The 20,562-nt window shown below is 69.6% G+C and carries 22 protein-coding genes and 1 pseudogene; 14 read left to right on the top strand and 9 right to left on the bottom strand.

The genetic code is table 11. The annotated features are described in order from the left end of the window. Window positions 1–338: 338 nt before the first annotated feature. From ATK30_RS47710 to ATK30_RS15970, 3 genes are all read right to left on the bottom strand, one after another. Window positions 339–659, bottom strand: a complete 321-nt coding sequence (locus tag ATK30_RS47710) for an Mbov_0395 family pilin-like conjugal transfer protein (protein WP_101440869.1) — start codon at window positions 657–659, stop codon at window positions 339–341. Between the two features lie 218 nt (window positions 660–877). Then, window positions 878–1,960: a hypothetical protein gene (locus tag ATK30_RS15975; RefSeq protein WP_101436262.1), complete on the bottom strand. Its 1,083-nt coding sequence runs from the start codon at window positions 1,958–1,960 to the stop codon at window positions 878–880. Window positions 1,961–2,603: 643 nt separating this feature from the next. Next, on the bottom strand, window positions 2,604–2,792 hold the full coding sequence (locus tag ATK30_RS15970; RefSeq protein ID WP_101436261.1) for a hypothetical protein: 189 nt from the start codon (window positions 2,790–2,792) through the stop codon (window positions 2,604–2,606). Between ATK30_RS15970 and ATK30_RS15965 the strand changes: the two genes are divergently transcribed. The 3 genes and pseudogenes from ATK30_RS15965 to ATK30_RS46170 all read left to right on the top strand — a co-directional run. Continuing rightward, window positions 2,785–3,597 (top strand): hypothetical protein, encoded by an 813-nt coding sequence (locus tag ATK30_RS15965; RefSeq protein ID WP_229857917.1) that lies wholly within the window; start codon window positions 2,785–2,787, stop codon window positions 3,595–3,597. The two genes, ATK30_RS15970 and ATK30_RS15965, sit on opposite strands and share 8 nt — an antisense overlap. Before the next feature lie 68 nt (window positions 3,598–3,665). Next, window positions 3,666–4,805, top strand: coding sequence for a TRM11 family SAM-dependent methyltransferase (locus ATK30_RS15960; RefSeq protein ID WP_183127682.1), 1,140 nt, complete (start codon window positions 3,666–3,668; stop codon window positions 4,803–4,805). A gap of 141 nt (window positions 4,806–4,946) precedes the next feature. After that, window positions 4,947–5,426: pseudogene (locus tag ATK30_RS46170) on the top strand (DNA cytosine methyltransferase); the annotation flags it as partial. Window positions 5,427–5,585: 159 nt separating this feature from the next. Here the strand turns inward: ATK30_RS46170 and ATK30_RS46165 are convergent. Both ATK30_RS46165 and ATK30_RS15950 read right to left on the bottom strand, forming a co-directional pair. Next, on the bottom strand, window positions 5,586–5,783 hold the full coding sequence (locus ATK30_RS46165; protein ID WP_167441924.1) for a hypothetical protein: 198 nt from the start codon (window positions 5,781–5,783) through the stop codon (window positions 5,586–5,588). 129 nt (window positions 5,784–5,912) lie between these two features. After that, complete coding sequence (locus tag ATK30_RS15950; RefSeq protein WP_037361642.1) at window positions 5,913–7,118, bottom strand: IS110 family RNA-guided transposase; 1,206 nt, start codon at window positions 7,116–7,118, stop codon at window positions 5,913–5,915. Window positions 7,119–7,618: 500 nt separating this feature from the next. Here ATK30_RS15950 and ATK30_RS15940 point away from each other — a divergent pair, with 500 nt between their 5' ends. From ATK30_RS15940 to ATK30_RS15920, 5 genes are all read left to right on the top strand, one after another. Next, window positions 7,619–8,113: a hypothetical protein gene (locus ATK30_RS15940; RefSeq protein ID WP_143271384.1), complete on the top strand. Its 495-nt coding sequence runs from the start codon at window positions 7,619–7,621 to the stop codon at window positions 8,111–8,113. A 256-nt stretch (window positions 8,114–8,369) separates the two neighbouring features. Next, entirely contained in the window at window positions 8,370–8,906 is a 537-nt protein-coding gene (locus ATK30_RS15935) for a recombinase family protein (protein ID WP_158242473.1), read from the top strand. A gap of 173 nt (window positions 8,907–9,079) precedes the next feature. Then, complete coding sequence (locus ATK30_RS15930) at window positions 9,080–9,904, top strand: adenine nucleotide alpha hydrolase family protein (RefSeq protein ID WP_229857915.1); 825 nt, start codon at window positions 9,080–9,082, stop codon at window positions 9,902–9,904. 275 nt (window positions 9,905–10,179) lie between these two features. Next, the gene (locus tag ATK30_RS45340) at window positions 10,180–10,356 is read left to right on the top strand and encodes a helix-turn-helix domain-containing protein (protein WP_244194626.1); all 177 of its coding nucleotides are present in this window, start codon (window positions 10,180–10,182) and stop codon (window positions 10,354–10,356) included. Between the two features lie 84 nt (window positions 10,357–10,440). Next, complete coding sequence (locus ATK30_RS15920; RefSeq protein ID WP_101436257.1) at window positions 10,441–11,919, top strand: tyrosine-type recombinase/integrase; 1,479 nt, start codon at window positions 10,441–10,443, stop codon at window positions 11,917–11,919. Between the two features lie 133 nt (window positions 11,920–12,052). Here the strand turns inward: ATK30_RS15920 and ATK30_RS15915 are convergent, their stop codons facing one another. Then, complete coding sequence (locus ATK30_RS15915) at window positions 12,053–13,531, bottom strand: helix-turn-helix domain-containing protein (protein WP_101436256.1); 1,479 nt, start codon at window positions 13,529–13,531, stop codon at window positions 12,053–12,055. Window positions 13,532–13,741: 210 nt separating this feature from the next. Between ATK30_RS15915 and ATK30_RS46855 the strand changes: the two genes are divergently transcribed. The 6 genes from ATK30_RS46855 to ATK30_RS15900 all read left to right on the top strand — a co-directional run bounded on the left by ATK30_RS46855 (window position 13,742) and on the right by ATK30_RS15900 (window position 17,774). Continuing rightward, complete coding sequence (locus tag ATK30_RS46855; RefSeq protein ID WP_267903761.1) at window positions 13,742–13,867, top strand: hypothetical protein; 126 nt, start codon at window positions 13,742–13,744, stop codon at window positions 13,865–13,867. A gap of 76 nt (window positions 13,868–13,943) precedes the next feature. Beyond that, complete coding sequence (locus tag ATK30_RS15910; RefSeq protein WP_101436255.1) at window positions 13,944–15,506, top strand: asparagine synthase-related protein; 1,563 nt, start codon at window positions 13,944–13,946, stop codon at window positions 15,504–15,506. After that, the gene (locus ATK30_RS15905) at window positions 15,503–16,243 is read left to right on the top strand and encodes a class I SAM-dependent methyltransferase (protein WP_101436254.1); all 741 of its coding nucleotides are present in this window, start codon (window positions 15,503–15,505) and stop codon (window positions 16,241–16,243) included. The genes ATK30_RS15910 and ATK30_RS15905 overlap by 4 nt, the downstream gene beginning before the upstream one ends. Before the next feature lie 188 nt (window positions 16,244–16,431). Next, window positions 16,432–16,581 carry a hypothetical protein gene (locus tag ATK30_RS45335; RefSeq protein WP_167441923.1) on the top strand — a complete coding sequence of 50 codons (150 nt, stop codon included), beginning with the start codon at window positions 16,432–16,434 and terminating at the stop codon, window positions 16,579–16,581. Between the two features lie 16 nt (window positions 16,582–16,597). Next, complete coding sequence (locus ATK30_RS46160) at window positions 16,598–17,002, top strand: hypothetical protein (protein ID WP_229857913.1); 405 nt, start codon at window positions 16,598–16,600, stop codon at window positions 17,000–17,002. Further along, window positions 16,971–17,774 carry a cupin domain-containing protein gene (locus ATK30_RS15900; protein WP_229857911.1) on the top strand — a complete coding sequence of 268 codons (804 nt, stop codon included), beginning with the start codon at window positions 16,971–16,973 and terminating at the stop codon, window positions 17,772–17,774. Before ATK30_RS46160 ends, ATK30_RS15900 begins: the two co-directional genes overlap by 32 nt. On the opposite strand, the gene ATK30_RS15895 is transcribed toward ATK30_RS15900, so the two are convergent. The 3 genes from ATK30_RS15895 to ATK30_RS15885 all read right to left on the bottom strand — a co-directional run bounded on the left by ATK30_RS15895 (window position 17,760) and on the right by ATK30_RS15885 (window position 20,401). Beyond that, window positions 17,760–18,599, bottom strand: a complete 840-nt coding sequence (locus ATK30_RS15895) for a hypothetical protein (protein ID WP_233921959.1) — start codon at window positions 18,597–18,599, stop codon at window positions 17,760–17,762. The two genes, ATK30_RS15900 and ATK30_RS15895, sit on opposite strands and share 15 nt — an antisense overlap. Before the next feature lie 286 nt (window positions 18,600–18,885). Beyond that, on the bottom strand, window positions 18,886–19,116 hold the full coding sequence (locus tag ATK30_RS15890; RefSeq protein WP_101440864.1) for a CHC2 zinc finger domain-containing protein: 231 nt from the start codon (window positions 19,114–19,116) through the stop codon (window positions 18,886–18,888). Window positions 19,117–19,153: 37 nt separating this feature from the next. Further along, entirely contained in the window at window positions 19,154–20,401 is a 1,248-nt protein-coding gene (locus tag ATK30_RS15885) for a hypothetical protein (protein ID WP_143271382.1), read from the bottom strand. Between the last annotated feature and the right edge of the window lie 161 nt (window positions 20,402–20,562).

The following is a 20,562-nucleotide window of genomic DNA, read 5'->3' as shown; positions in this document are numbered from 1 at the left end:
GCCGCTGCCGCTGGCTGAGATGTGGGCCCGGGTGCAGCCGAGGCGGTGAGTGCGATTCCGGCTATGGCCGCCAGCGGCGGCACCAGTACCGCGAGTGCGCGGGCCCAGCGCCGCCTGGGCATCCAGCGTCCCCAGCCGTCGCGCCCGCGACGGCGCCTCGCCGGGGCCGTGGGTGGACCGACCATGAGCCGCTCGTCGCGGCCGGGCCCGGTGCTCGCGCTGTCACTGCGACGGCCCGGATCGGTGGCGCGGGAAGGACGGACGATCGGCGTCGTCGTGGGGCGCCGAGCTGGGTCGCGTCGCCGGGCTGTGGGTGTGTGGCGATGTGCGGCCATGGCTCACACCCCGCCCACGATGCCCTTGAGGATCTCGACCACGAGCGGGGCGAGCGCGGCGAGCCCGAAGCCGATGCCGGCGGCTTTGAAGGCGCCCTTGGCCTTCTCGACTTCACCGGGGTCACCGGAGGCCATGAGGTAGCGCAGGCCGCCGATGGTGAGGAACACGACGGTGACCAGTGCGAGGATCCCCATGATCCAGTTGCGGATGTTGTTGAGGACCTGGTCGACGGTCTGGGCGAGCGCGACGATCTGGACGGTCTCCGCTCGCGCGACCGAGGACGTCAGCAGCACACCGGCGGCGACCAGCCACCCGATGAGCAGGACGACGCGGCGGCGGTGCGCACCGCGTCGTGGCCGCGCCGGGGTGGGCGCGGCCGTGGTGTCGGCGGAACCCGCGCAGCGACTCCCGGCGTGGTGCGCGGCTGTGGTCGTGGCCCGCTGCTGTGTCGTACGCGGTCGCGGCGTGGTGGCCGGGGAACCGGGACGGCTGGACGCGGTACGGCGTGCGGGTGGGCGGAGATGATGGCGGCGAAGGGGCGTCAGTCGCATGAGCGGACCTCCCGGCTGGTGTGCGCGGCCGGACCGGAGCTGGTGCGGCGGGCGCGGGAACGGCGGTCTGCGGGCAGGCGGGTCCCGCGCGAGGCAATGCGGGATTTCGGGCCGTTTTGCGACACGGTTCGGCGAACTTTTTTCTCCGGCACCGCTCCGCCCCTGGTCACGTTGCGTAACCTCGTGCGGCGGGTGCCGGTGGTCTGCTCGGTCCGGCGCGTGCGGGCCGGGCCGCGGCGCACGCGAGGCGGGGCAGGCGAGTCCGACTGTTCGGCCGGCGATGTCGCGGCGGCGTCCGCGGACTGCTCAATCAGGTAGGCGGCGAGGCGAGGCTCGGCGCGTTCGCGGATCTTCGCGGTCGCCTTGTAGGTCATGCCCCGCGCGTGCGCGGCCTCGGCCAGCGACGTTTCACCGACGCGGGTCTCGGAGATCAGGCCCGCCTCGTCGGCGGTGATCGCGCCGGCCCGCACCGCTGTGGCCAGCACCAGATCCTGGTGACCTTCCGGGCGCGGCGGCGGGGCGGAATCGAACACCAGATCCCCGGCCGGGATTGGGCCGCCAACGGCGTCGTGCAGCGCCAGCCGCCCCTCCCGGTAGGCCGCGTAGTACAGCCGCGCCAGGATCGCCGGCCGGATCAGATCGACCTCGCGCAGTTCGGCGAGGAACCCGGTCAGCACGGCGGCGTTGAGGTCGTGGGTGTCGCCGGTGAATCGGCGGGTCACGATCGCCGCGACCCGCAGCAGCACCGGCAGCGCCAGCCCGACACACGCCACCGTCCACGTGCCGCCCTCGGTGCGGGCACGGGTGATCAGATACGCCCACGCGGCGTCGCGCGTGGCCTGCGTGCAATCCTCGGCCAGCAGCATGGTGCCGAGCTCGTCCAGCGGCACCAGACGCGGCGGCAATCCCGGGATCTCGCGGCCGTCGACGCTGACCGGCTCCGGTCCGGTCACCAGCCACGCGAAGCTCGAGCGCGCCATCGCGAATACATCGGAGTCTTTGACGAAATCGGGATTGGCGCGCACGTAGTACACGCGTTCGGCGACCTCGTTTTCACGCGAGGGAAAATCCATGACAGCTCCCCTGGTAAATGCGACCGATTGGTGAGCCGTCAGCAAGCCATCGAGGGCGCCTCAAAACCGCCTCAAAAGCGCCTCAAAACCGTGCCAAAAGCGCCTCAAAAGCGCCTCAAACTATAGGTATGTGAAATTTCAATCACCGCCGCAAAAGGGGGGCCCGGCGGCGTTGTCGATCTTTGAGGCGCCTGTAATCAGTCCCCTGAACTGGGATGAAACGCCCCGTGGCACCGGTAGCCATGAGTAGCGACTCAAAGGCGGAGGGCGGTCGAGGGTCGTTGAGGCGCTCCGCGTGGCGACCGGAACAAAAAGTTGGATCGTCGCCGTTTCACCGGAAGCCGCTGACAGGGTTGTCATCAAGAAGTCCCATCTTAATTCCTTGCTCCTGGTTCGTCTTGGGGCTTGGCCGGAGAAGGGTGAAGCGAACATTTTCAAATTTCTCGGCGAGAGCGTGTCGCAAATTCGGGGTTTTCCCGGTATTGCCCCACGACAGCACGAACCAAGCCGGTCACCGCCCGGCTGTTCTCGTCCGAGGAGGACCTCTCATGGCCCAGCGTTCGCAGTCTCCGGATGGCCGTCCTGGTCGTCGTGGAGACTCGACTCGTCCGCCGCGCACCCGGCGTGGTGGCGACCGCGCTCCCTACCCCGGAGCCCGCTCTCGCACCACCGCGGCGGGTGCCCGGCCGACCCGCGCGACCTCGCGTCCCGAGGGCGCATCAGCACCGGCGCGCCGGCGCGCGACGACCTCGTCGGCGGCGCCGACTCCCGCCACGGTGTGGACGTGCGGAGCCGAACCGGTCGACGCCCACGCGGCATGGCCGGTGCCCATCGTCGAGACCATCACGGGGGCGTTCACCGACCCCGGCGCGCGGGTCGTTCTGGTCGACATCGGCACGGCGTCGACCACGGTCACGACCCCCGGAACAGACGGCGCCACGACGACCGGTGCCGCGTCGATGGACGCGGCGCGCGAGGCGGTGCGCGCACTCGGTCGCACCGCCGACACGCTCACTCTCGACCCGCGCACGGATGTCTCCGTCACGTCGTCGCGCCCGTTCTGGGCCGACCTGGTCACCGACTCCGCCGACCCATCCGCGGCCCTCGCAGGATCGCCGTCGATCCCGGCGCGCACCGGTGCCCTCGCGGGGTCGGGTGCGCCGGAATCGGACGTCGGCGGGCGTGCGGATCTGGTGCTCGTGTCGTTGCCCGCACACGCCGCCGAGACGGTGTCGCTGGACCGGCTCGCGCTGTTGGCGGCGGACCGGCTACGGCATGGCGGCATCTTCGCGGTGTATACGCACAGTGACTGGACGCGGGGGCGTTTGGTCGACCCGACCGGCGCGATCGTGGCCGCCGCGCAGCACGCCGATCTGCTCTACCTGCAGCACATCGTCGCCCTGCACACCCCGGTCCGCGAGGGCCGTCTGCACGCCGCGCCGAGCGCGGCGGTGGCCGCCGAGTACGACCGCGCCCGGCACCGCGCGACGGTGCGCGGGCTGCCCGCGCCGCACCTGCGCGTGCACGGCGACGTCCTTGCGTTTGCGCAACCGGCCGACTCTGCCGCGCCGCCACCCGAGACCGGTCCGGCGAGTGCCGCGCACGGGTACGGGCCCGCCGCCGGAGGCGGCCAATGACCCCGTCCTCGTCGCGTTCGCCCGAGCCCCTGTCGGTCGTCCCCACACCCGCGAAAGGCACCACGCTCATGTCCCACCAGCACCCTTCGGCATCGACCGGCTCCACCTCCCACGGCGGTGACGACCCGACCGTGCCGATTTCGCGCGCGCTCATCGAGGCCCTGGACACGGCCGGGCACACCACTACGAGGCAGACGAGCGCCCCGGCCGGGAGCGACCCGACCGACCCGACCGACCCGGCCGCCGTGACCGGGGTGACCGACGCGGGCGAGTTGCCGCTGTCGGTGTGGGCGACAGCGCAGACCTCCCCGGCCGCGCAGCGCAAGGGCCGCTACGTGACCGACTCCACCGCGCACCCGGCGAAGATGCTCCCGGCCGTGGCGGCGCACGCCATCCGGCAGTACACCCGCCCCGGCGAGGTGGTGTTCGACCCGATGGCCGGATCGGGCACCACCCTCGTGGAGGCGATCGACGCCGGGCGCCGCGCGGTCGGCGTGGAGTACGAACCGCACTGGGTCAGCGTCGCCCGCGCCAACCTCGAGCTGGCCCGGGAACGCGGGCACGACCACGACGGCGAGATCGTGCACGGCGACGCCCGCCAGCTTCCGTTCCTGTTGCCCGAGCGCTACCGGGGGCAGGTCGCGCTGGTGGTCACTTCCCCGCCGTACGGTCCGTCGACGCACGGGCAGGTCGTCACCGCCGGCACGGACTCACCGGACGGCAAGGTGCACAAGTACCACCACCGCTACGGCTCGGCGCTGGATCGCGGGAACCTGGCCAACGTCGGCCACCACCGGCTGCTGGCGGGGTTCACCCGCATCCTGACCGGCTGCGCGGCCGTGCTGCGCCCGGGCGGGCACGTCGCGATCACCGTGCGGCCGTGGCGCGAGCACTCGGAACTGATCGACCTGCCCTCGCAGATCATCGCCTGCGGCCAGGCCGCCGGCCTGGTCCCGGTCGAACGCTGCGTCGCCTTGCTGGCCCGGGTCGCCGACCGCGAGCTGGTCGCCCGCGGCAGCTTCTTCCAGCGCGACTTCATCCGTAAACAGCGCGAGCAGGGCCTGCCGTTGCATTTGATTTCGCACGAGGACGTCGTCGTGCTTGCCAAGCCCCTCGTGCCCCGCAGCACCTCGCTTCCGGCGTCGCCGGACGACGGTCAGGTCGCTTCGCGAGGAGGGGTCGAGGGTAGCGGGCGGTGGCAGGCGTGAGCACGCTCGTGCACTGCCGGGATTGCGGCTGGGACGCCCGCTATCGGCGTCCCGCCGCCGCCCGGCGCGCCGTCGCCCGCCACCGCTGCCCACCGCCGAACGCTGCCTCGGATCGGCGAGTCCAGGCGCGGGAGGCACACCATGCCTGAGCGCCACACCAAGGCTGTCGATCCGCTGCGGTTCGTCGCGACCGAAGGCCCGGTCATCGGGTCGCTGTGCACCGGGCTAGCCGGACTCGACCTCGGCGTCGCGTCCGTGCTCGGCGGCCGGATCGCCTGGTACTCCGAGGTCGATCCGCACGCCGCCGCGATCCTCGCCGCGCGGCTGCCAGACGTGGTGAACCTCGGCGATCTACGTGCGGTCGACTTCGCCTCCGTCGCACCGGTCGAGGTGCTCACGGCGGGGTTTCCGTGTCAGGACATTTCCGCCGCCGGTCGGCGCGCGGGTATCGAGAAAGGCGCTCGCAGTGGACTGTGGAGCAGCATCCTGGACGCCATTCGCGTACTGGGACCACGCCTCGTCGTCGTGGAGAACGTCGCCGCCCTCCGATGGAAAAACGGCGGCCTCGACCGTGTACTCGGCGGGCTGGCCGAAGCGGGGTATGACGCGGTCTGGCGTTGCGTACGAGCCGCCGACATCGGAGCCGCCCATCGGCGCGAGCGCGTGTTCCTGTGTGCCGTCCCCCAGCCGGGACGGGATGCGGATGATGCCGACGCCGCAGGCCCGCGACGGCGAGCCACGCGGTCCGGCCGATCCGGCGCGGCGCCGGGCGGGCGGGCATCAGGTGAACCTCAACGACGCGGTCGACTCGGTAGTGAAGCCGGGCCAGTTGTTGCCGACGCCGACGGCGGCGGACTCGCGGTCGGCGGCGATCCAGACTGTGACGAATCCGGGCCGTCCGATCCCGGCGGGGTGCGTGACGCTGACCGATTCGGTGCGGCTGCCGACTCCGACGGCCTCGGACGCGAAGAACTGCACCCACACAACGCACGACGGCGGGCCGTCCCTTCCCGACCGCGCACGCGCACTCAGCACGCCATCGCCACCGGCGAAGGAAATGTGTTGCGCAGCAACACAAATTCGGGGGGGGGTGTCCCTATGTTGTTGTCAAGCGGCAGCGGGGGTACTGGTCGGTTCGGGGTGCCGGTAGTTGGTGCGGCTGCGGAGCATGGCGAACAGGACGTCGCAGCGGCGGCGGGCGAGGCAGATCAGCGCGGCGTTGTGTTTCTTGCCCTCGGCTCTCTTCCGGTCGTAGTAGGTCCGGCTGGTGGGGTCGGACAGGGCTGCGAAAGCGGCGAGGAAGAAGGCGCGTTTGAGTCTGCGGTTGCCTGTTCTGGCGGGGTGTTCGCCCTTGATCGAGGTTCCGGAGCGGTGGGTGACCGGGGCGATGCCGGCGTAGGCGGCGAGGTGTCCGGAGGTTTTGAAACCGGAGGCGTCGCCGATTTCGAGGAGGATGCGGGCGGCGGTCCTGACGCCGATGCCGGGCATCGATGTCAGGACCTGGGCAAGAGGGTGTGCATCGAGTATCTCCTCGACTTCGGCGGCGACGGTTTTCCGTTGCTGCAGCACGGTTTTCAGGCTGTCGGCGAGTCTGGGCAGGATCTTGTCCGCGGCGGCGGTGCCCGCGACGGTGACGGTCTGCTCGTCCAGTGCGGCGAGGATGTCCTCGACCAGTTTTGTGCCCATGCGTGGGGCGTGGGTGGTGGCGATCGCCGCGAGTTTGCGGCAACCGGCCTTGCGGATCCCGATAGGGCCGCCGCAGCGGGACAGGATTTCCAGCACGGCAGAGTGACTGATTTTGGGGCCGAGGACGCGTTCGAGGGCGGGGTGGATGCCGGTGAGCAGGCCGCGGATGCGGTTGCTGACCCGGGTCGCTTCGGCGGCGAGGTCGTCGTCGAATCCGACGAGCACGTCCAGCTCGGCCAGGGCTTCGTCGTCGACGTTGAGCCGGCGCAGGGTGTGGGGCAGGGTGCGGGCGGCGTCGGCGATGACATAGGCGTCGCGGGCGTCGGTTTTGGCGTTGCCCGGGTAGAGGTCGGCGATGCGGCGCATCGCCAGCCCTGGCAGGTAGGCCACCTCGTGCCCGCAGGCGCGGGCCACCGCCACGGGCAGTGCGCCGATCGTGGCGGGCTGGTCCACCACGACCAGGACTGGGCCGTGAACAGTGAGTTTGTCGAACATCGCCCGCAACTTCGGCTCACTGTTGGGCAGCGGAGCGTCGTGCAGCCGTTTCCCGGCCGGATCCAGACCGACCGCGTGATGCTCGCCCTTGCCGACGTCCAAGCCGAGGAACACGGCGTATTCGCTGGTCATCGAAGGTATCTTCCGTCTTGTCGTGCATGGTCACCAGTCGAGCATCAAAGGCCGGCAGCCACGTTACGACGAGACCTACCCAGCGGGCGGCCGTGTCCCTATCAGCGGTCCCTCGATGCCACCAAACCCGGTGACACCACCCCCCGGATCATGAACGCGACTGGGGGACTCAGTCATGCCGGGCCTGGCGACCACGAACTCCTTGATCAGGAGCTACGAAAAAGGTAACGGGGGATTCGTAGCTGTCTTTCCCCGGGTGCGTGGGGCCCTGCTGCCGACACCGACCGCGCACGACGGTTCTTCCAACGGAATCTCCGCCGCGTCACGACAAGGAGGCCCGTCGCTCTTGGACACTCTACGACTTCTGCCGACCCCGCGGGCGACCGACGGCACGAAAGGCTGCCCCGCGCAGCGCGGCTCGAAGGGCGATCTGATGCTGCCCTCGGTCGTCATCGCCGTCACCACGCCCAAGCCGAAGACCCGGGTACGGAAGGAGGTGAGTGACCGTGGCAACCGCCCGCGCCCCGCGCGCCCGCCGCGCCGCCCGCGGTGAACCCGGGCCGGTGGACTGGGGTGAGTACGCCGCCGCCGTGCACCGCTGGGAACTCATCACCGGCCGACCCGCGCCGTACCCGACGCAACCCGGACGGCACGCACGTCCCGTGCTCGCGCCGCCGTTCGTCGAATGGCTCATGGGCCTGCCCCCGGGCTGGGTCACCGCCGAACATCTCGACCTTCCCCGCACCGCACAACTCCGGGCGCTGGGCAACGGAGTCATGCCCCAGCAAGCCGCGCACGCACTACGCCTCCTGCTGGACGACCTGACCCACCTGCACCGTCCGCCCTGCCACCCGTCGGCCAGCGCGACCCGGGACACCAAGACCCGCGCGAGCCGCCCTGCCGCAGCGCGCGGCGGCTCGACGCGCCCATCCGGTGCCGTCCGGGCCTCGACTGCCGCGCGTGGTCGACGCAGCGGTACCTCCTCGCGCCGCTGAACCTGTGGCGCTCCGGGGTGAGGACACCGCCGAGCCCGCCCCGGAGCGCCACGCTCCACCCGCTTCCGCAGCCCGACTTTTGAAGGGGCTCTTCGCCATGCCCATACACCGCAGGACACGCCGCCCCGCGACCCGTCTGCGCCGCTGGGTCCGTACCGCCCGCCACCGCCTCCGCGTCGCGCTGCGATACCGGCGGCCACCGAACCGAGCACTCGCCAGCCACACGCCTTCCGGTGTTCAGCCTGCGCAGCATCCGGTGACGCGACGGTCGGCCGAGGCGATCGCGGTCCTGATCCGCGCGGGCTGGAATGTTCACCACCCGCCATATGGCTACACCACGATGACCGTGACCGGAGCGCAGAGCCGACGCGGTACTCCCCGCACCCGCCTGACACCGGACCCGTGCCGTGCCCCGGTGGTGCAGGACGTCTTCTACTGGCGCGCGGTCACCGGCCTGTCCGTCGAGGACATCACCGCGCGGCTCGACGCCGATCACGGCCGCTACCCGCCGCCCGGGACGCACCTCTCCTGGCCGCCCGCAGCAGTCGCCTCGATCTTGACCAACATCAAATACACGGGCTACCAGGCGACTGGCACCCGCGACGAGAACGGTGCGTTCCGTCCCGTCGAGCAATGGGTGCTGTCCGACCAGCCCGCGCATCGCGCCCTGGTCACCCCCGCGCTGTTCTGGGCCGCGCAAGATCCCGCGACCAGCGTGCGGCGCATCCCGCACCGGCTTCTCACGCCGGTCCACGGATTCGCCGCCCACGGTGACGGGAAGGAGGTGTGGTGATGATGGCATCGCGTCCACCGTCCGCAGCGCGCGCCGCCACGTCGCGCCCGCCGACACGGTCGTCAGCGCGCCGCCGTCCGTCCACGACACCGGCGGCCCACCGATCGGGCACGCCGCGTCGCGAGCGCTATCCCGGTCGGCCGCGCGGCCGATTCCTGAGCCTTGGTGCCGGGGTGCAGAGCCTGTCGGTGTTTCTGCTCGCGTGCGAGGGCCGGATCCCGCGTTTCGACGCCGCCTTGTTCGCCGACACAGGCTGGGAACCCAAGCAGGTCTACGCCCAGCTGGACATCGCACGCCGGATCGGTGCGCGGGCCGGGATACCGGTGCTGACGGTGTCCAATGGCAACATTCGCCACGACGCCCTGAACCCCAACGCACGCTTCGTGACGATGCCGTTGTTCGTCAAAAACCCTGATGGCTCAAGGGGAATGGCGCGGCGGCAATGTACTGGTGACTATAAAATTCGGCCCCTGAAGAAAGCGGTCCGAGAGATCCTCGGCTACCCGCATCCGCTGCGCGTGCCGCGCGGGGTGTTCGTCGACCAGGCCATCGGTATCTCCACTGACGAATTCCACCGTGCCAAGGACTCCGATGTCAACTACACCCGCAACATCTTCCCTCTGCTGGACCTCGGGATGTCGCGTTCGGACTGCCTGGCCTACTTGCGCGAGCGCGGCCTGGGCGACGTGGTGAAAAGTTCGTGCATCGGTTGCCCGTACTCGGGCAACTCCCGGCTGCGGTTCATCCGCGACACCGATCCGCAGGCGTGGACGGATCTGATCGAGTTCGACAAGGCGATCCGCAACGGCAGTCCTCGCGCCAACGCTGAGGGAAAACCGTTGCGCGGCCAGTTCTTCATCCACCGCTCCCTGCTGCCGTTGGACGAAGTCGACCTCGACGCCACCCGCGGCCGACCCGGCATCGAGGAAGACGATCCCGACGGCTGCTCTCCGTTCTCGTGCCGCAGCGGTCCTGCCGCCACGGTGCCGGTGCCGTAAGGGCCGACAGCTGCGTCCCGGGCTTGTCGTGCCGGGCCTGACAGCGTCGCTGGGCGCCGTTCCGGCGTTCCACGCTTAACGCCGTCGGGTGCCCGTTCCGTGTTGGTCAGTGCCCGCGCACGAGAACCCCTGCTCTACCGCCGAACCCACCATCGCCTCGCCGCGAGGAGGTTGCTGTGCACGATCTCGACCGTCTCCGCCCCGCCACACCTGACTCGACAACCACGGCCGCGTCGTCACCGGCGTGGTCGCGCGAACGACTCGGGGACCTCGGCGTGACCACCGACCTGATGACCGCCGCCCGCATGCTCGGCATCGGCCGCACCACGGCCTACAAACTCGCCCGCGCCGGAACCTTCCCGGTGCCGGCGGTCCGCGTCGGCCGCAGCTACCGCATCCCCGTCGCGCGTGTGATCGAGCTACTCGGGCTGGACAAAGAGCCTCATGCCTGACGCTTCCCCTCTGCGCGCACCGGAGCGTCCATGGCCCCTGTCCGAACGCGACACCCACGGATTGCGGGAAAGGAAAAATCCGCGATGACTTTCAAAGGCACCACCTACAAACGTTGCACCTGCACGAAGCCCGGCACCAAGAAACAACTCGGCTCCCAATGCCCGAAACTCAAGCGCGCCAACGGCATGTGGAGTTCCAACCACGGAACCTGGTCGTTTCAAGCCGAGCTTCCCAAAACCCACGACGGGAGCCGCCGCACCCGCAGGCGGCACGGCTTCGCCTCCCAGACTGACGCACAAGAACAACTGGGAAAAATCGCCGATCTCGTCGAACTCGGTGAAGGACGCGGCGACACCGCACTCGCCACGATCGGCGACCTCATCGACAACCGGCTGCGCACCGGCGAACCGTTCCCCACACCGGACGAGGTCGCCCAGCAGCTCGATGCGGGCAACGCCAGCCTCGGAGCCATGCCCACCGTCGGCGAATGGCTGACCAGTTGGATCACCACTCGCAAGAAGATCAGGGAAGGAACCCGGATCGCCTACCAGTTCCACATCACCAACTGGCTGATCCCGCACCTGGGCCACTACCGGCTCGACGCGCTCACCGTCGACCACATCTCCCGGATGTTCGACGCGATGGCCGAACGCAACGACACCATCACCGCAGCCAAGGACAGCGACGACCCCGAGGTCCGCAAGACCGCGCACGGTCTGCGGGTCATGGGCGCGGCCACCATGCAGCGCTACCGCGCCACCCTGCGCGCCGCGCTCAACGCCGCCATCCGCGCCCAGAAAATCACCTTCAACCCGGCCGCCTACGTCGAGCTGCCTTCCGGGCGCCGCCCGAAGGCTCTGTTGTGGACACCGGACCGGGTCGAGCGGTGGCAGCGCACCGGACAGAAACCGTCGCGGGTCATGGTGTGGACACCCGAGCAGATCGGAAAGTTCCTCGACCAAGCAGAGGGGCACCCCTACTACGCGCTGTTCCACCTCATCGCCTACCGGGGCCTGCGGCGCGGTGAAGCCTGTGGGCTGCCGTGGTGGAACATCGAGCTGTCCAACCGGTCGATCACCATCTCCACCGCGATCGTGCAGCTGGGCTGGAAGGCCGAGTTCGGCGAGCCTAAGAGCGAAGCCTCCGGCCGCATCATCGCCCTCGACGAAGCCACCACCCTGGTGCTGCGGCGGCAGAAGAAACACCAGAACGAATTGCGCGCGGCGGCCGGAACCGCATGGTTGGAGCACGAGCTGGTGTGCACCGAACGCGACGGCAGCCCGCTGCACCCGGCCAAGCTCACCGACGCTTTCCACGCCATCGCCGACGCCGCCGAACTTCCGCCCGTGCGCCTGCACGACCTTCGCCACGGGGCCGCCACACTCATGCTCGCGGCTGGGGCGGACCTCAAAGTCGTGCAGGAACTACTCGGCCACTCCACCATCGCGGTCACCGCCGACACCTACGCCCACGTTCTGCCCGAACTGGCCCGTGAGACCGCCGAAGCCGCCGCGTCCATCGTCCCGCGCAACCAGCGGCGCAATCGGCCCACCGCCGCCTGACCTACCACGGGACACCCCGAAACAAGAAAAACCGGGACACGACCATCCACAATGGATGGTCGTGTCCCGGTTTTCTCCGTGCTTTGCTGTGAAGCGCGTCGCCGCGCCCTCCGCGAATCCTTGTGCCGTTGGCTTATCGGGGAAAGAGCGTCGCGCGGTGGGCCCACGCCAGATGCAGCGCTGCGGCGGCACCCGGTGAGAGATGTCCCTGTTCCCGAAGTTCGCGCAGCGTGTTCTCTTCGAACGGGAGAGCGCGGGCCGAGACCGTGCCCTCGGAGTTCGAGCTGACGGCACTGGCGAACATCGTGTCGTAGAGATCTGGCTCGATGACCGCGACCGTCAGGATGTCTCCGCAGAGGGTCAGCGCGTCGAGCGTGAGGCCGAGGCACCAGACCTGGATGGCGCCCAGACGGTAGGCGTCATCGAGCGCGGCGAAGGGTTCGAGGTCGCTGTAGGCGATGGGGTGCCCGCTGCCGTCGTACTCGTCGTGTCCGAGCAGTTCCTCGGCGAGTTCCCGTTCGATGTTGCGCCACAAGGAGAAGTCTTCGGCGACAGCGGCGGGCAGGACGCTGGAGGGCTGGAAGATCCCGGCGGGCATGAGGTGGGTCATGCCACCGCCGCCGGCGACTCGGCCGCCGTCTCGCTGGTGGAGCACCATGCTGGGGGATTCGCCGCCGCGGATCGTGAGGGTGCCGACGGCGCCCATGAGCGGGCGGCGGGACAGGTCGAACGGGTCCGCGATCAGCTTGCGGAAGGCCAGGTTCCGCCACGACGGTTTGGTGGTGATCACCTCGCCGTGTCGATCCCGGGTCAGGTGGTGCAGGGCGGTTTCGTGTGCGAGCGCCTCGTTGGTGTCCATCGAGTCGAAAAAGCCCATGTGCCCGAAGGTCATCCGGATCGTGCGCGCCGACCAGTCCAGCCCGGTCAGCCGGAAGCACAACCTGTTCTCGAACAGGCGCGGCGCGGCGAGTTCGCGGATCGCATCATGGTAGCGGCGAAAACGGTGCGCAGGGGTGGCCAGCGGGCGTACGGCGGAAGTCTCGGGTTCGCCACCGGTAAGCGCGGGGAGGGCGGCGTCGGAGTCCAGCGTCAACGTCACCGCACCCAGAGGTACGGGCGTCGCCGGGATCCAGTCCGGCCGGGTGATGACGCCGGTGTGTACCAGCCCGGGGACGCGGTAGCCCGGGTAGAGGCCCTCGGCGACGAGCGCGAGCGCTCGCCGGGTGCTGCCGAGCGCGGTGCGGACCGCGAGCCACCGCTGCCGGTCCCCGACCACGTCCGGGCTCTCGTCCGGCGCCGCGGACGCGACGGCAGCCCCGGCGGTGTCGGGCGGCCGGCTGGCCTGGATCTGGGGTCGATGGAAACCGAGTTCGGGGATGGAGACGCCGAAGTACTCGGCGAGCAGTCGCTGATAGAGCCGCTTCGGGGATTCCGTCTCCCCGGACTCCCACCGGTACACCGACTTCTTGGTCAGCGTCAGGTGCCGGTTGTGCTTCGTGGTCGCCAGCCGGTTGAGTTCCTCGGCCAGCTCCTGCTGCGACAGGGCCCGCTCGATCCGCAGGGCGACCAAGGTCTCGTTCGGCGAGCGGAACGGGTTCGAGGAGCCAGCCATATGCACACAGTAAGCGAGCCGGGACGCTGGGCAGATGCCGAAGTCCGCTGCCTGTCCCCACAACGTCCACGATTCGGGTACCGCCCGCCCGCCATCCGGGGTCGAACGACGGCAAACGTGCTGGTGAAATGGGGTAAGCGCGTCGATCGGCGCGTTCACCACGGCGGGCCTACCCAGCTTGCCGCGGGTTCAGCACACGAAGGAGTCGAGATGGACCTGGACGCGATGTTCACCGGAGACCTAGTGCTCGGTGTGCCCTCGTCGGAGAGCCTCTACGCACCGAAGATGCCTGGCGACGCCGACGGCAACGACAAGGGCGACCACTGCGCCAGCTGACCGGACGCCCACATCCGCCGCGGCTCGGGCGGCTCGCGCCGCCTGAGCCGCACGGTGGAAAGGACCTGAACCCGACATGCTTTCGTTCCGCCTGGCGCTGAGCGACCTGACCCGACCGGCGTGGCACTGGGATAGCGATCGATGGCGCTGCGGCGAGAGCTGGGTCCAGCCGATCTCCCACCCGGCACTGCGTCACGAGATCGACCACGACGCGCGAGCGACCACGATCCTGGTGCGTGACCTCGCCAGCCCGGTGACCCTGGCAGGACCGGCGCATCCCGTGGAGGGCGGCGACGGCGCGAATGGCACTTCCCGTGGCGACGCACTGGTACTGCAGCTGCAGCCGGGACGGGTCACCCTCACCGCCGGCATCGGCGGCACCGTACCGCTGTATCTGGCCTCCGACGGCGAGGTACTGCACGGGAGCTGGAACCTGCCCGCGCTGCGCGGACTCCTCCAGCCGACCCAGCTACAGGATCGTGCCGTGGCACGCGCCTTGACCAGGCGGCACCGCTACAGCAGCGACACCTTGTTCACCGACGTGACCATGCTGACCGAACGTGCGATCGCGACCTTCACCACGGCGGGCTTCCAGCTCACCTACCCGACCCCGGCCGAACACGTTACGCACGCGCGGGACCTGCGCCCCGGTGCCGACCCTCGCGATGGGCTCGCCTACCTGCTCACGGAGGCACTGCACCCGTGGCGCGCCAGTGGTGCCGCGATGGGGCTGGAACTGTCCGGCGGCCTGGACTCCGCCACCGTCGCGATCGCCGCACACGAGCCCGCAGGACCCGCACTGCGGACCTTCGGGCTCCTTGTCGAGGGAGCCCTCGGTGCCGAGCAGCACCGTCGTCGCGTCGCGATCGCCGACCGCGTCGGCGCGACCGACGACATTCTGCGAGCGCACGAGCATGCCCCGTTCTGCGCCGGCGGCATCCGTGCCAGCGGCGCCGCCCACGATCCCCGCGGCGAGTTTTACCGCGAAGCGTTCGAAGCCCTCGCCGACCGCGCTGCCCACCGTGGCGTCACGATCATGCTGACCGGCAACGGCGGCGACGAGATCATGGCACCCCGCATCGACGAACTGCCCCCACTCCCACCCCAGAGCTTCGCCGAAGTGTCCTGGCTGGGGCCCCGAACCCGAGACGCCGTCGCCGCGATCGACGACAACCTGGCGCCCTCCGCCGTGCTGCCGACACCGACCCTGATGGGGTTCGCGATCCACCACCCCGCCTACCTGCGCGCGGGAATCTGGCCGGTCACGCCGTTCACCCATCCCCGTCTGGTGCGCTTCGCCGAACAGCTCCCGCTCGAGGTCCGCCGCGGCAAGAAGCTCTACCGCGACTTCCTCACCCGCGCCGACCTGCCGTCGTTCGTCACCCACCCCCAGCGCACGGAGCACTTCCGGGACCTCATGCAACACGGCCTGCGCCACCACGGACTACCACTCGCCGAACGTCTGCTCGCCGAAGGCATGCTGCTCGCCGACCACGGCTTCATCGACCCCGACGCCCTGAAGCGCACCGTGCGCGACGCGCATCAGAGCGCTACCGTGCCGTCCGTGCTGTGCGACACCCTCGTCCTCGAAGTCGGCCTGCGCTCCCTGCTGGCCCCGGAACCCGCCCCCGTCGCATGAGCCTGGCCGAGCACAACATCGCCTACCGGCGCCCCGACCTCTACGACGCCCTGACCCGCGACAGCACCGCCGCCGCGACCTGTCAGCGCCTCATCGATGACTACGGGGCCGTCCCTGCCGGGAGCGTTCTCGACCTCGGCTGCGGCACCGCCCGCGACCTGGCGGCACTCGCCGACAGCCACGACTGCGTCGGCGTGGACCTCCAGCCCGCGCTGATCGACCACGCACGACATCAACACCCCGAGTTGGACCTGCGCGTCGGCGACCTGCGCACGATCCGACTGGACCGCACCTTCGACACGATCCTCTGCCTCGGCAACTCCCTGGCATATCTGCACCACAACGATGACATCCGCGCCGCCTTCGCCACGTTCGCCGCCCACGCCCACCGCGGCACCCTGCTGATCCTCGTCACCCAGATCGCCCCCACCCTCATCGCCACACCGACCCGCGGCCGCGTGGAGGCGGCAGGCATCCAGGCCGAGGTGATCACCGAGCACAGCTGGGACGCCCGCACCCAGATCGCCACCCTGCGCCGCACCTGGCAGCTCGACGACGGCACCCCCGAAATCGACCTCATCCGGCGCCGAGTCCTATTCCCCCGCGAACTGGAGCTCCACGCCACCCTCACCGGGTTCCGCCCCGCGGCGTTATTCACCGATCCGCGGAACCACACCGGCCCGCTCACCGGTTCCACCGCGCACTTCGTCGCCAGGTACAACCCCGCAGCGCCATAACCACGAGGGACCGGCGTCAATGACGGAAACTCAGCCGCGCCGAGTTCGTCGTTCACGCCGGGCACTCGCCGCGCCCACCGGCGGGAACTGAGTGTGATCGTGGGTAAACCCGAATGGCGCTAGGCAGCGGCACGGGCATCAGGCCAGCGTGGAGAGGGAACGGCCACGAACGAAGGGGAGCCCTTTTCATGGATGAGCACGATGACCTGGTGATCAGTGTGCGAAGGGTGCCGGTGGTTCGCGACCGAATGGACCTCACACACGGCGATCCCTCCACCTCGGGTGGCGGTGACGGGCACGGCGATGCGGGCGGCGACGGTCTGAACATCCCGGAATAGCCGCGTGGATCACCACTTGGTCAAGGAGATCGAGAAGGCGCTCGGCTGGAGCGGCCCGCAGCCCCTCGGCCAGGGTTTCGCGGTCGGCAGTATGACCGCCCCCGAACTGTGCGCTCGGATCATGACGCCGGCCAAGCTGCTGGATGTGATCATGCGGCGGTCGCTGTCGGCGCCGCAGTTCCGCTGTTTCAAGGGCGGCGACGAGCTCCACCCGGATGCCTACCTCGGCAACGTCGTTTCCCGGCGGGGGCAGAGCATGCCGATGGCACGAATGGACCGGCTCGGCCAGCTGATCGACTCCGGGTGCACGATCGTGCTCGACACGTTGGATGCCTTCGACGCCACCATGGAGATCGCCTGCCTGGCACTCCAGTGGTGGGCGCGAGCTGGTGCAAGTCAACACCTACCTGACGACGAATGACGCGGCGGGATTCAACCTGCACTGGGACGACCACGACGTGATCATCGTGCAGCTCGGCGGCGAAAAGGCGTGGGAAGTGCGCGGATTGTCGCGGCCGGCGCCGATGTACCGCGACGCCGAGCACAACGACGAGCCGAGTGAGAAGATCGTCTGGTCCGGCACCCTGAAGGCCGGCGACGTCATGCACATTCCCCGCGGCTTCTGGCACCAGGCCACGCGCGTCAACCAGGGCTCGGGATTCAGCCTGCACGCCACGTTCGGGTTCGTGAAGCGAACCGGCGTGGACTGGATGAGCTGGCTCGCTGACCAGGCCCGTCAGGACGTGGAATTCCGCCACGACCTCGAGCGCTGGAACGCTCCCGACGAGCAACTCCCACGGCGGGTGACCGAGCTGGCCGCGCGATTCCCGCAGGCCGCCTACCTGACCGCTCGGGAACAGGAACGTCCACCGCGACGACGCGTGGTGACCTCTGGCGTGTTCGGCCCGGTCACCGACGTGGTGTGCCTCACCGACTTCCCGCCGCACATCATCCCGGACGGATCGACCGTACAAGTGATCGCCGTGGGCACGGAGCTGACGTTCGCAGGGCGTGCGGAACCGGCGCTGCGCGCGCTGCTGTCGGGCAACCCGACCAACATCGAGCAGGTCACCGCGGCCACCGGCGTTGACGCGGCGGTACTCGCCAAGGCGCTGCTCGACGCAGGGGTGTGCGCGGAACTGACTGGCGATCTGGCGGCTGGCTATGCCGGATGGTGCTCAGCCAGTACGTAGCTCGGCGAGCAGCACGTCGGCCGCCGCCGTCGCCGGTACGGACAGCGGTGTCGGCGTTCCCCGCCGACGCGCGACGCGGATCGCGTTTGCGCATTGGAGCAGCTGTGCGAGCTTGCCTGACCGGGTTTCCAGGTCGTCGGCGAACTCTCGTTGCACCCGTGCGGCTACCGCAGGGTCGGGCAATGCGGACTGCCACAAGCACGCGGCGTCGTGCCCGCGCGGCGCGAGGCCCCAGTCCTCCCAGTCGATGAGGTGGGCGTCGGTGGACAAGTTCGCCCAGTGCACGTCGGTGTGCGCGGTCGCCCACTCGTCCACCTGGGTATCAACGTCGTCGAAGACCTCGCTGATCCGCTTCGTCAGGTGTGCTTGACTCATCCCGACCCGTTCGGTCGGGTGCGCGGCCAACGCGGTGAGGGACTCGTGCAAGCTCGCCCACCATGCTTTCGGCAGGCCGGCCGCCGTGGCGAGGTCGCCGACCGGCGGGGCTGTGATTCGTTCCAGCTCGTCCGCGCGCCACACGATGTCGCGAGCAGGGTCGGACCACGTGGTGCTCTGATACCAGGCGGGCTTCTTCACACCCCGGATCGTCGCGGCGGCTTCCAGGCCAACCCAGACCGCGCTGTTGATCCGCCATCGCTGACGGCGCTCGATGCGGACCCAGGTGTCGGCGCTCGTGCGGAATCCCTCGGTGGCTCCGTGGATGCCATACACGACGGAGGCCCGGTCGAGGCGCACATCCAGAGCGCGCTCGACTTGGCCGAGCACGTCGTCATGTTGCTGCTCGCGGACGTCGAACACCGTGGGCGTGGGCGAGGCAGCAGTCACGACTCATTCTCCGGCACAGAGTCAGGCTACCGGCCGTCGTCACCGTGAACGAGGTTCGTACGACGGGCGTGGCAAGCTCACGATCACGGGCGTAGCTCCGTGCTGAGCCCCCATCCCGGCCCTCGATCATTGCTGGCCGACTGGACAGCAACGGGCCGAAAAGGGGCAATGCCTGTCCGGCGATAACCGAATCCGTACCTGGGTACACCCTTTCCGGGCCAGCGCTAAGGCAGAGGAATCCGGCCGGATGACCGAAATCCGCCGTCGACGCGTTCGTGTGTCTGCGTCAGGGGCACTGGATGCGGGCGGCGAAGGTGGGCGCCGTGCCGCCTTCGCCGCACCCGAAGCAGTGGTAGGTGCCGTGGGTCGAGCGGACCTGGAAGGTCGTCGACGTACAGAACGGACAGCGGCCGTACCACCGACCGGGACCGTGCTCACGCAGCACGACGTGGCGGGCGACCACGGTCAGGATGTCGCTGCCGTGTGCCGGGTCCGGGGTGGCTGTGGCGGTGGTCATCGCGGCCACCGTAGCGGTGCTGACCGACACTGTGTCGTCACGTGGACTCGGTTGCGGGTGGCAGCGTGAGGGGCTCAGCGCGCTCGTGCAGGGCGGAGTCCCGTCCCAGCGCGGTATGGAAGAACGTCGTCGCGACGACCGAGCAGGGTGCTGGCAGAGCCGTCAGTGCCTTCGGTTCGGCCTCGCCCGTGGTGATCTGCCGGAGGTACCAGCGTAGGCGCTGCAGGACCTGGTTGGTGGCCTCGCGGACGTTGGCCAGGTGTCCCTGGCGGAGTTGCTCGTGCGCACGCCCGGTCGCGATCTCGATCAGGTACACCGCCTCTGCCAGCGTCAGCGTGTCGGCGAGGCGTCCCATTACGTCCCGTTCGAGGTCGTGGCGAGGTGCGGGCAGTCCGTGGTCGTGCAGCGTTCGGATCAGGTAGCCGGTGTTCTCGGCGTGCAGCAGTTTGCGGCACTCGACCGCGCGCTGCCGGTGCCATCGTTCGGGCCATGGGCCGGTCAACGCTGCCACGAGGTCAGCGGCGAGGGCCTCGTTGCGCAGGCTGGTCGGCCCTGGTCCAGGCGCGGTCAACCGCGCGGTCTCGAAGTCCAGCGACACCTCCTGGGTCCGGCTGTGTACGGCGCGATATCCCGAGGACGGGCAGTCCGGATGCGGGAACAACGCCCCCGCTTTGACCAGCTCCCGCAGTCGTGCGCGGCCGTCGAGGTCCGTTCCCGCGTAACGCGGCACCAGCCTTCGCCGCCACCGTTCCAGTGGCGTAGTCGAGGTGAACGCGCTGTCGAAGGGCACCCGGAATACCGCCAGCAGGCTCACCGCCTCCCGCAGCGACAAGGCCGCCACCTTCACCGGCGGCTGCTCGTCGTACCAGCCGTGGTCCTCGCGCCACCGTGTCACGGCGACCGCTCGGTCCGCCGCGTCGACCGCGGACGCGCGGCACGGTGCGCACGCCTGGACCTCGCTGGCCTCCAGCAGCTTGAGCACCTTCTGATAGTCGGGCCGGTTGTCGACATGGACACGGGCACCGCAGCCGGGACACGACACTGCCGGAACATGCGCCCGGACTCGCTTGCGCAGATAGTAGGCCAAGCCCGGGATCCGTTCTCGGGCTAGCGCCGGGCGCTCGTCGTAGGCCCGTCGCTCCAGATCGCCGACTTTGTAGACGAACTTCCCGTCGGCATCCAGGAGCCAGTAGTCCCGGGCCAGCTGCTGCTCCCACGGATCCTCCGTGACGAACTCCAGCACCGGACGCCGATCGCGCTGCCCCGATTCCTTTAGACCTGACACCGCCCGCTCACCTCGCACCCGGCCATCACGGACGACAGCACCGATGGCCGTTCGCCCTCGATCCGTGCCCGCATCACCCTCGACGGTAGTTCGGCATAGAGACGAGTCACCGTATTGACCCAGCAAGCGGCATGGCGAACGAACCGGGCGGTCCACCGATC

This window comes from Amycolatopsis echigonensis (assembly GCF_002846615.1).
GTDB lineage: Bacteria > Actinomycetota > Actinomycetes > Mycobacteriales > Pseudonocardiaceae > Amycolatopsis > Amycolatopsis echigonensis.
This window is presented reverse-complemented; position numbering and strand designations above follow the sequence as displayed.

What these genes read in the sequence shown, in the direction of transcription:
- ATK30_RS15975 (WP_101436262.1), bottom strand. Translation starts at nt 1,960, where the DNA reads ATGGATTTTCCCTCGCGTGAAAACGAGGTCGCCGAACGCGTGTACTAC.
- ATK30_RS15970 (WP_101436261.1), bottom strand. Translation starts at nt 2,792, where the DNA reads ATGGGCACCGGCCATGCCGCGTGGGCGTCGACCGGTTCGGCTCCGCAC.
- ATK30_RS15960 (WP_183127682.1), top strand. Translation starts at nt 3,666, where the DNA reads ATGTCCCACCAGCACCCTTCGGCATCGACCGGCTCCACCTCCCACGGC.
- ATK30_RS15950 (WP_037361642.1), bottom strand. Translation starts at nt 7,118, where the DNA reads ATGACCAGCGAATACGCCGTGTTCCTCGGCTTGGACGTCGGCAAGGGC.
- ATK30_RS15920 (WP_101436257.1), top strand. Translation starts at nt 10,441, where the DNA reads ATGACTTTCAAAGGCACCACCTACAAACGTTGCACCTGCACGAAGCCC.
- ATK30_RS15915 (WP_101436256.1), bottom strand. Translation starts at nt 13,531, where the DNA reads ATGGCTGGCTCCTCGAACCCGTTCCGCTCGCCGAACGAGACCTTGGTC.
- ATK30_RS46855 (WP_267903761.1), top strand. Translation starts at nt 13,742, where the DNA reads ATGGACCTGGACGCGATGTTCACCGGAGACCTAGTGCTCGGTGTGCCC.
- ATK30_RS15910 (WP_101436255.1), top strand. Translation starts at nt 13,944, where the DNA reads ATGCTTTCGTTCCGCCTGGCGCTGAGCGACCTGACCCGACCGGCGTGG.
- ATK30_RS15905 (WP_101436254.1), top strand. Translation starts at nt 15,503, where the DNA reads ATGAGCCTGGCCGAGCACAACATCGCCTACCGGCGCCCCGACCTCTAC.
- ATK30_RS45335 (WP_167441923.1), top strand. Translation starts at nt 16,432, where the DNA reads ATGGATGAGCACGATGACCTGGTGATCAGTGTGCGAAGGGTGCCGGTG.
- ATK30_RS15890 (WP_101440864.1), bottom strand. Translation starts at nt 19,116, where the DNA reads ATGACCACCGCCACAGCCACCCCGGACCCGGCACACGGCAGCGACATC.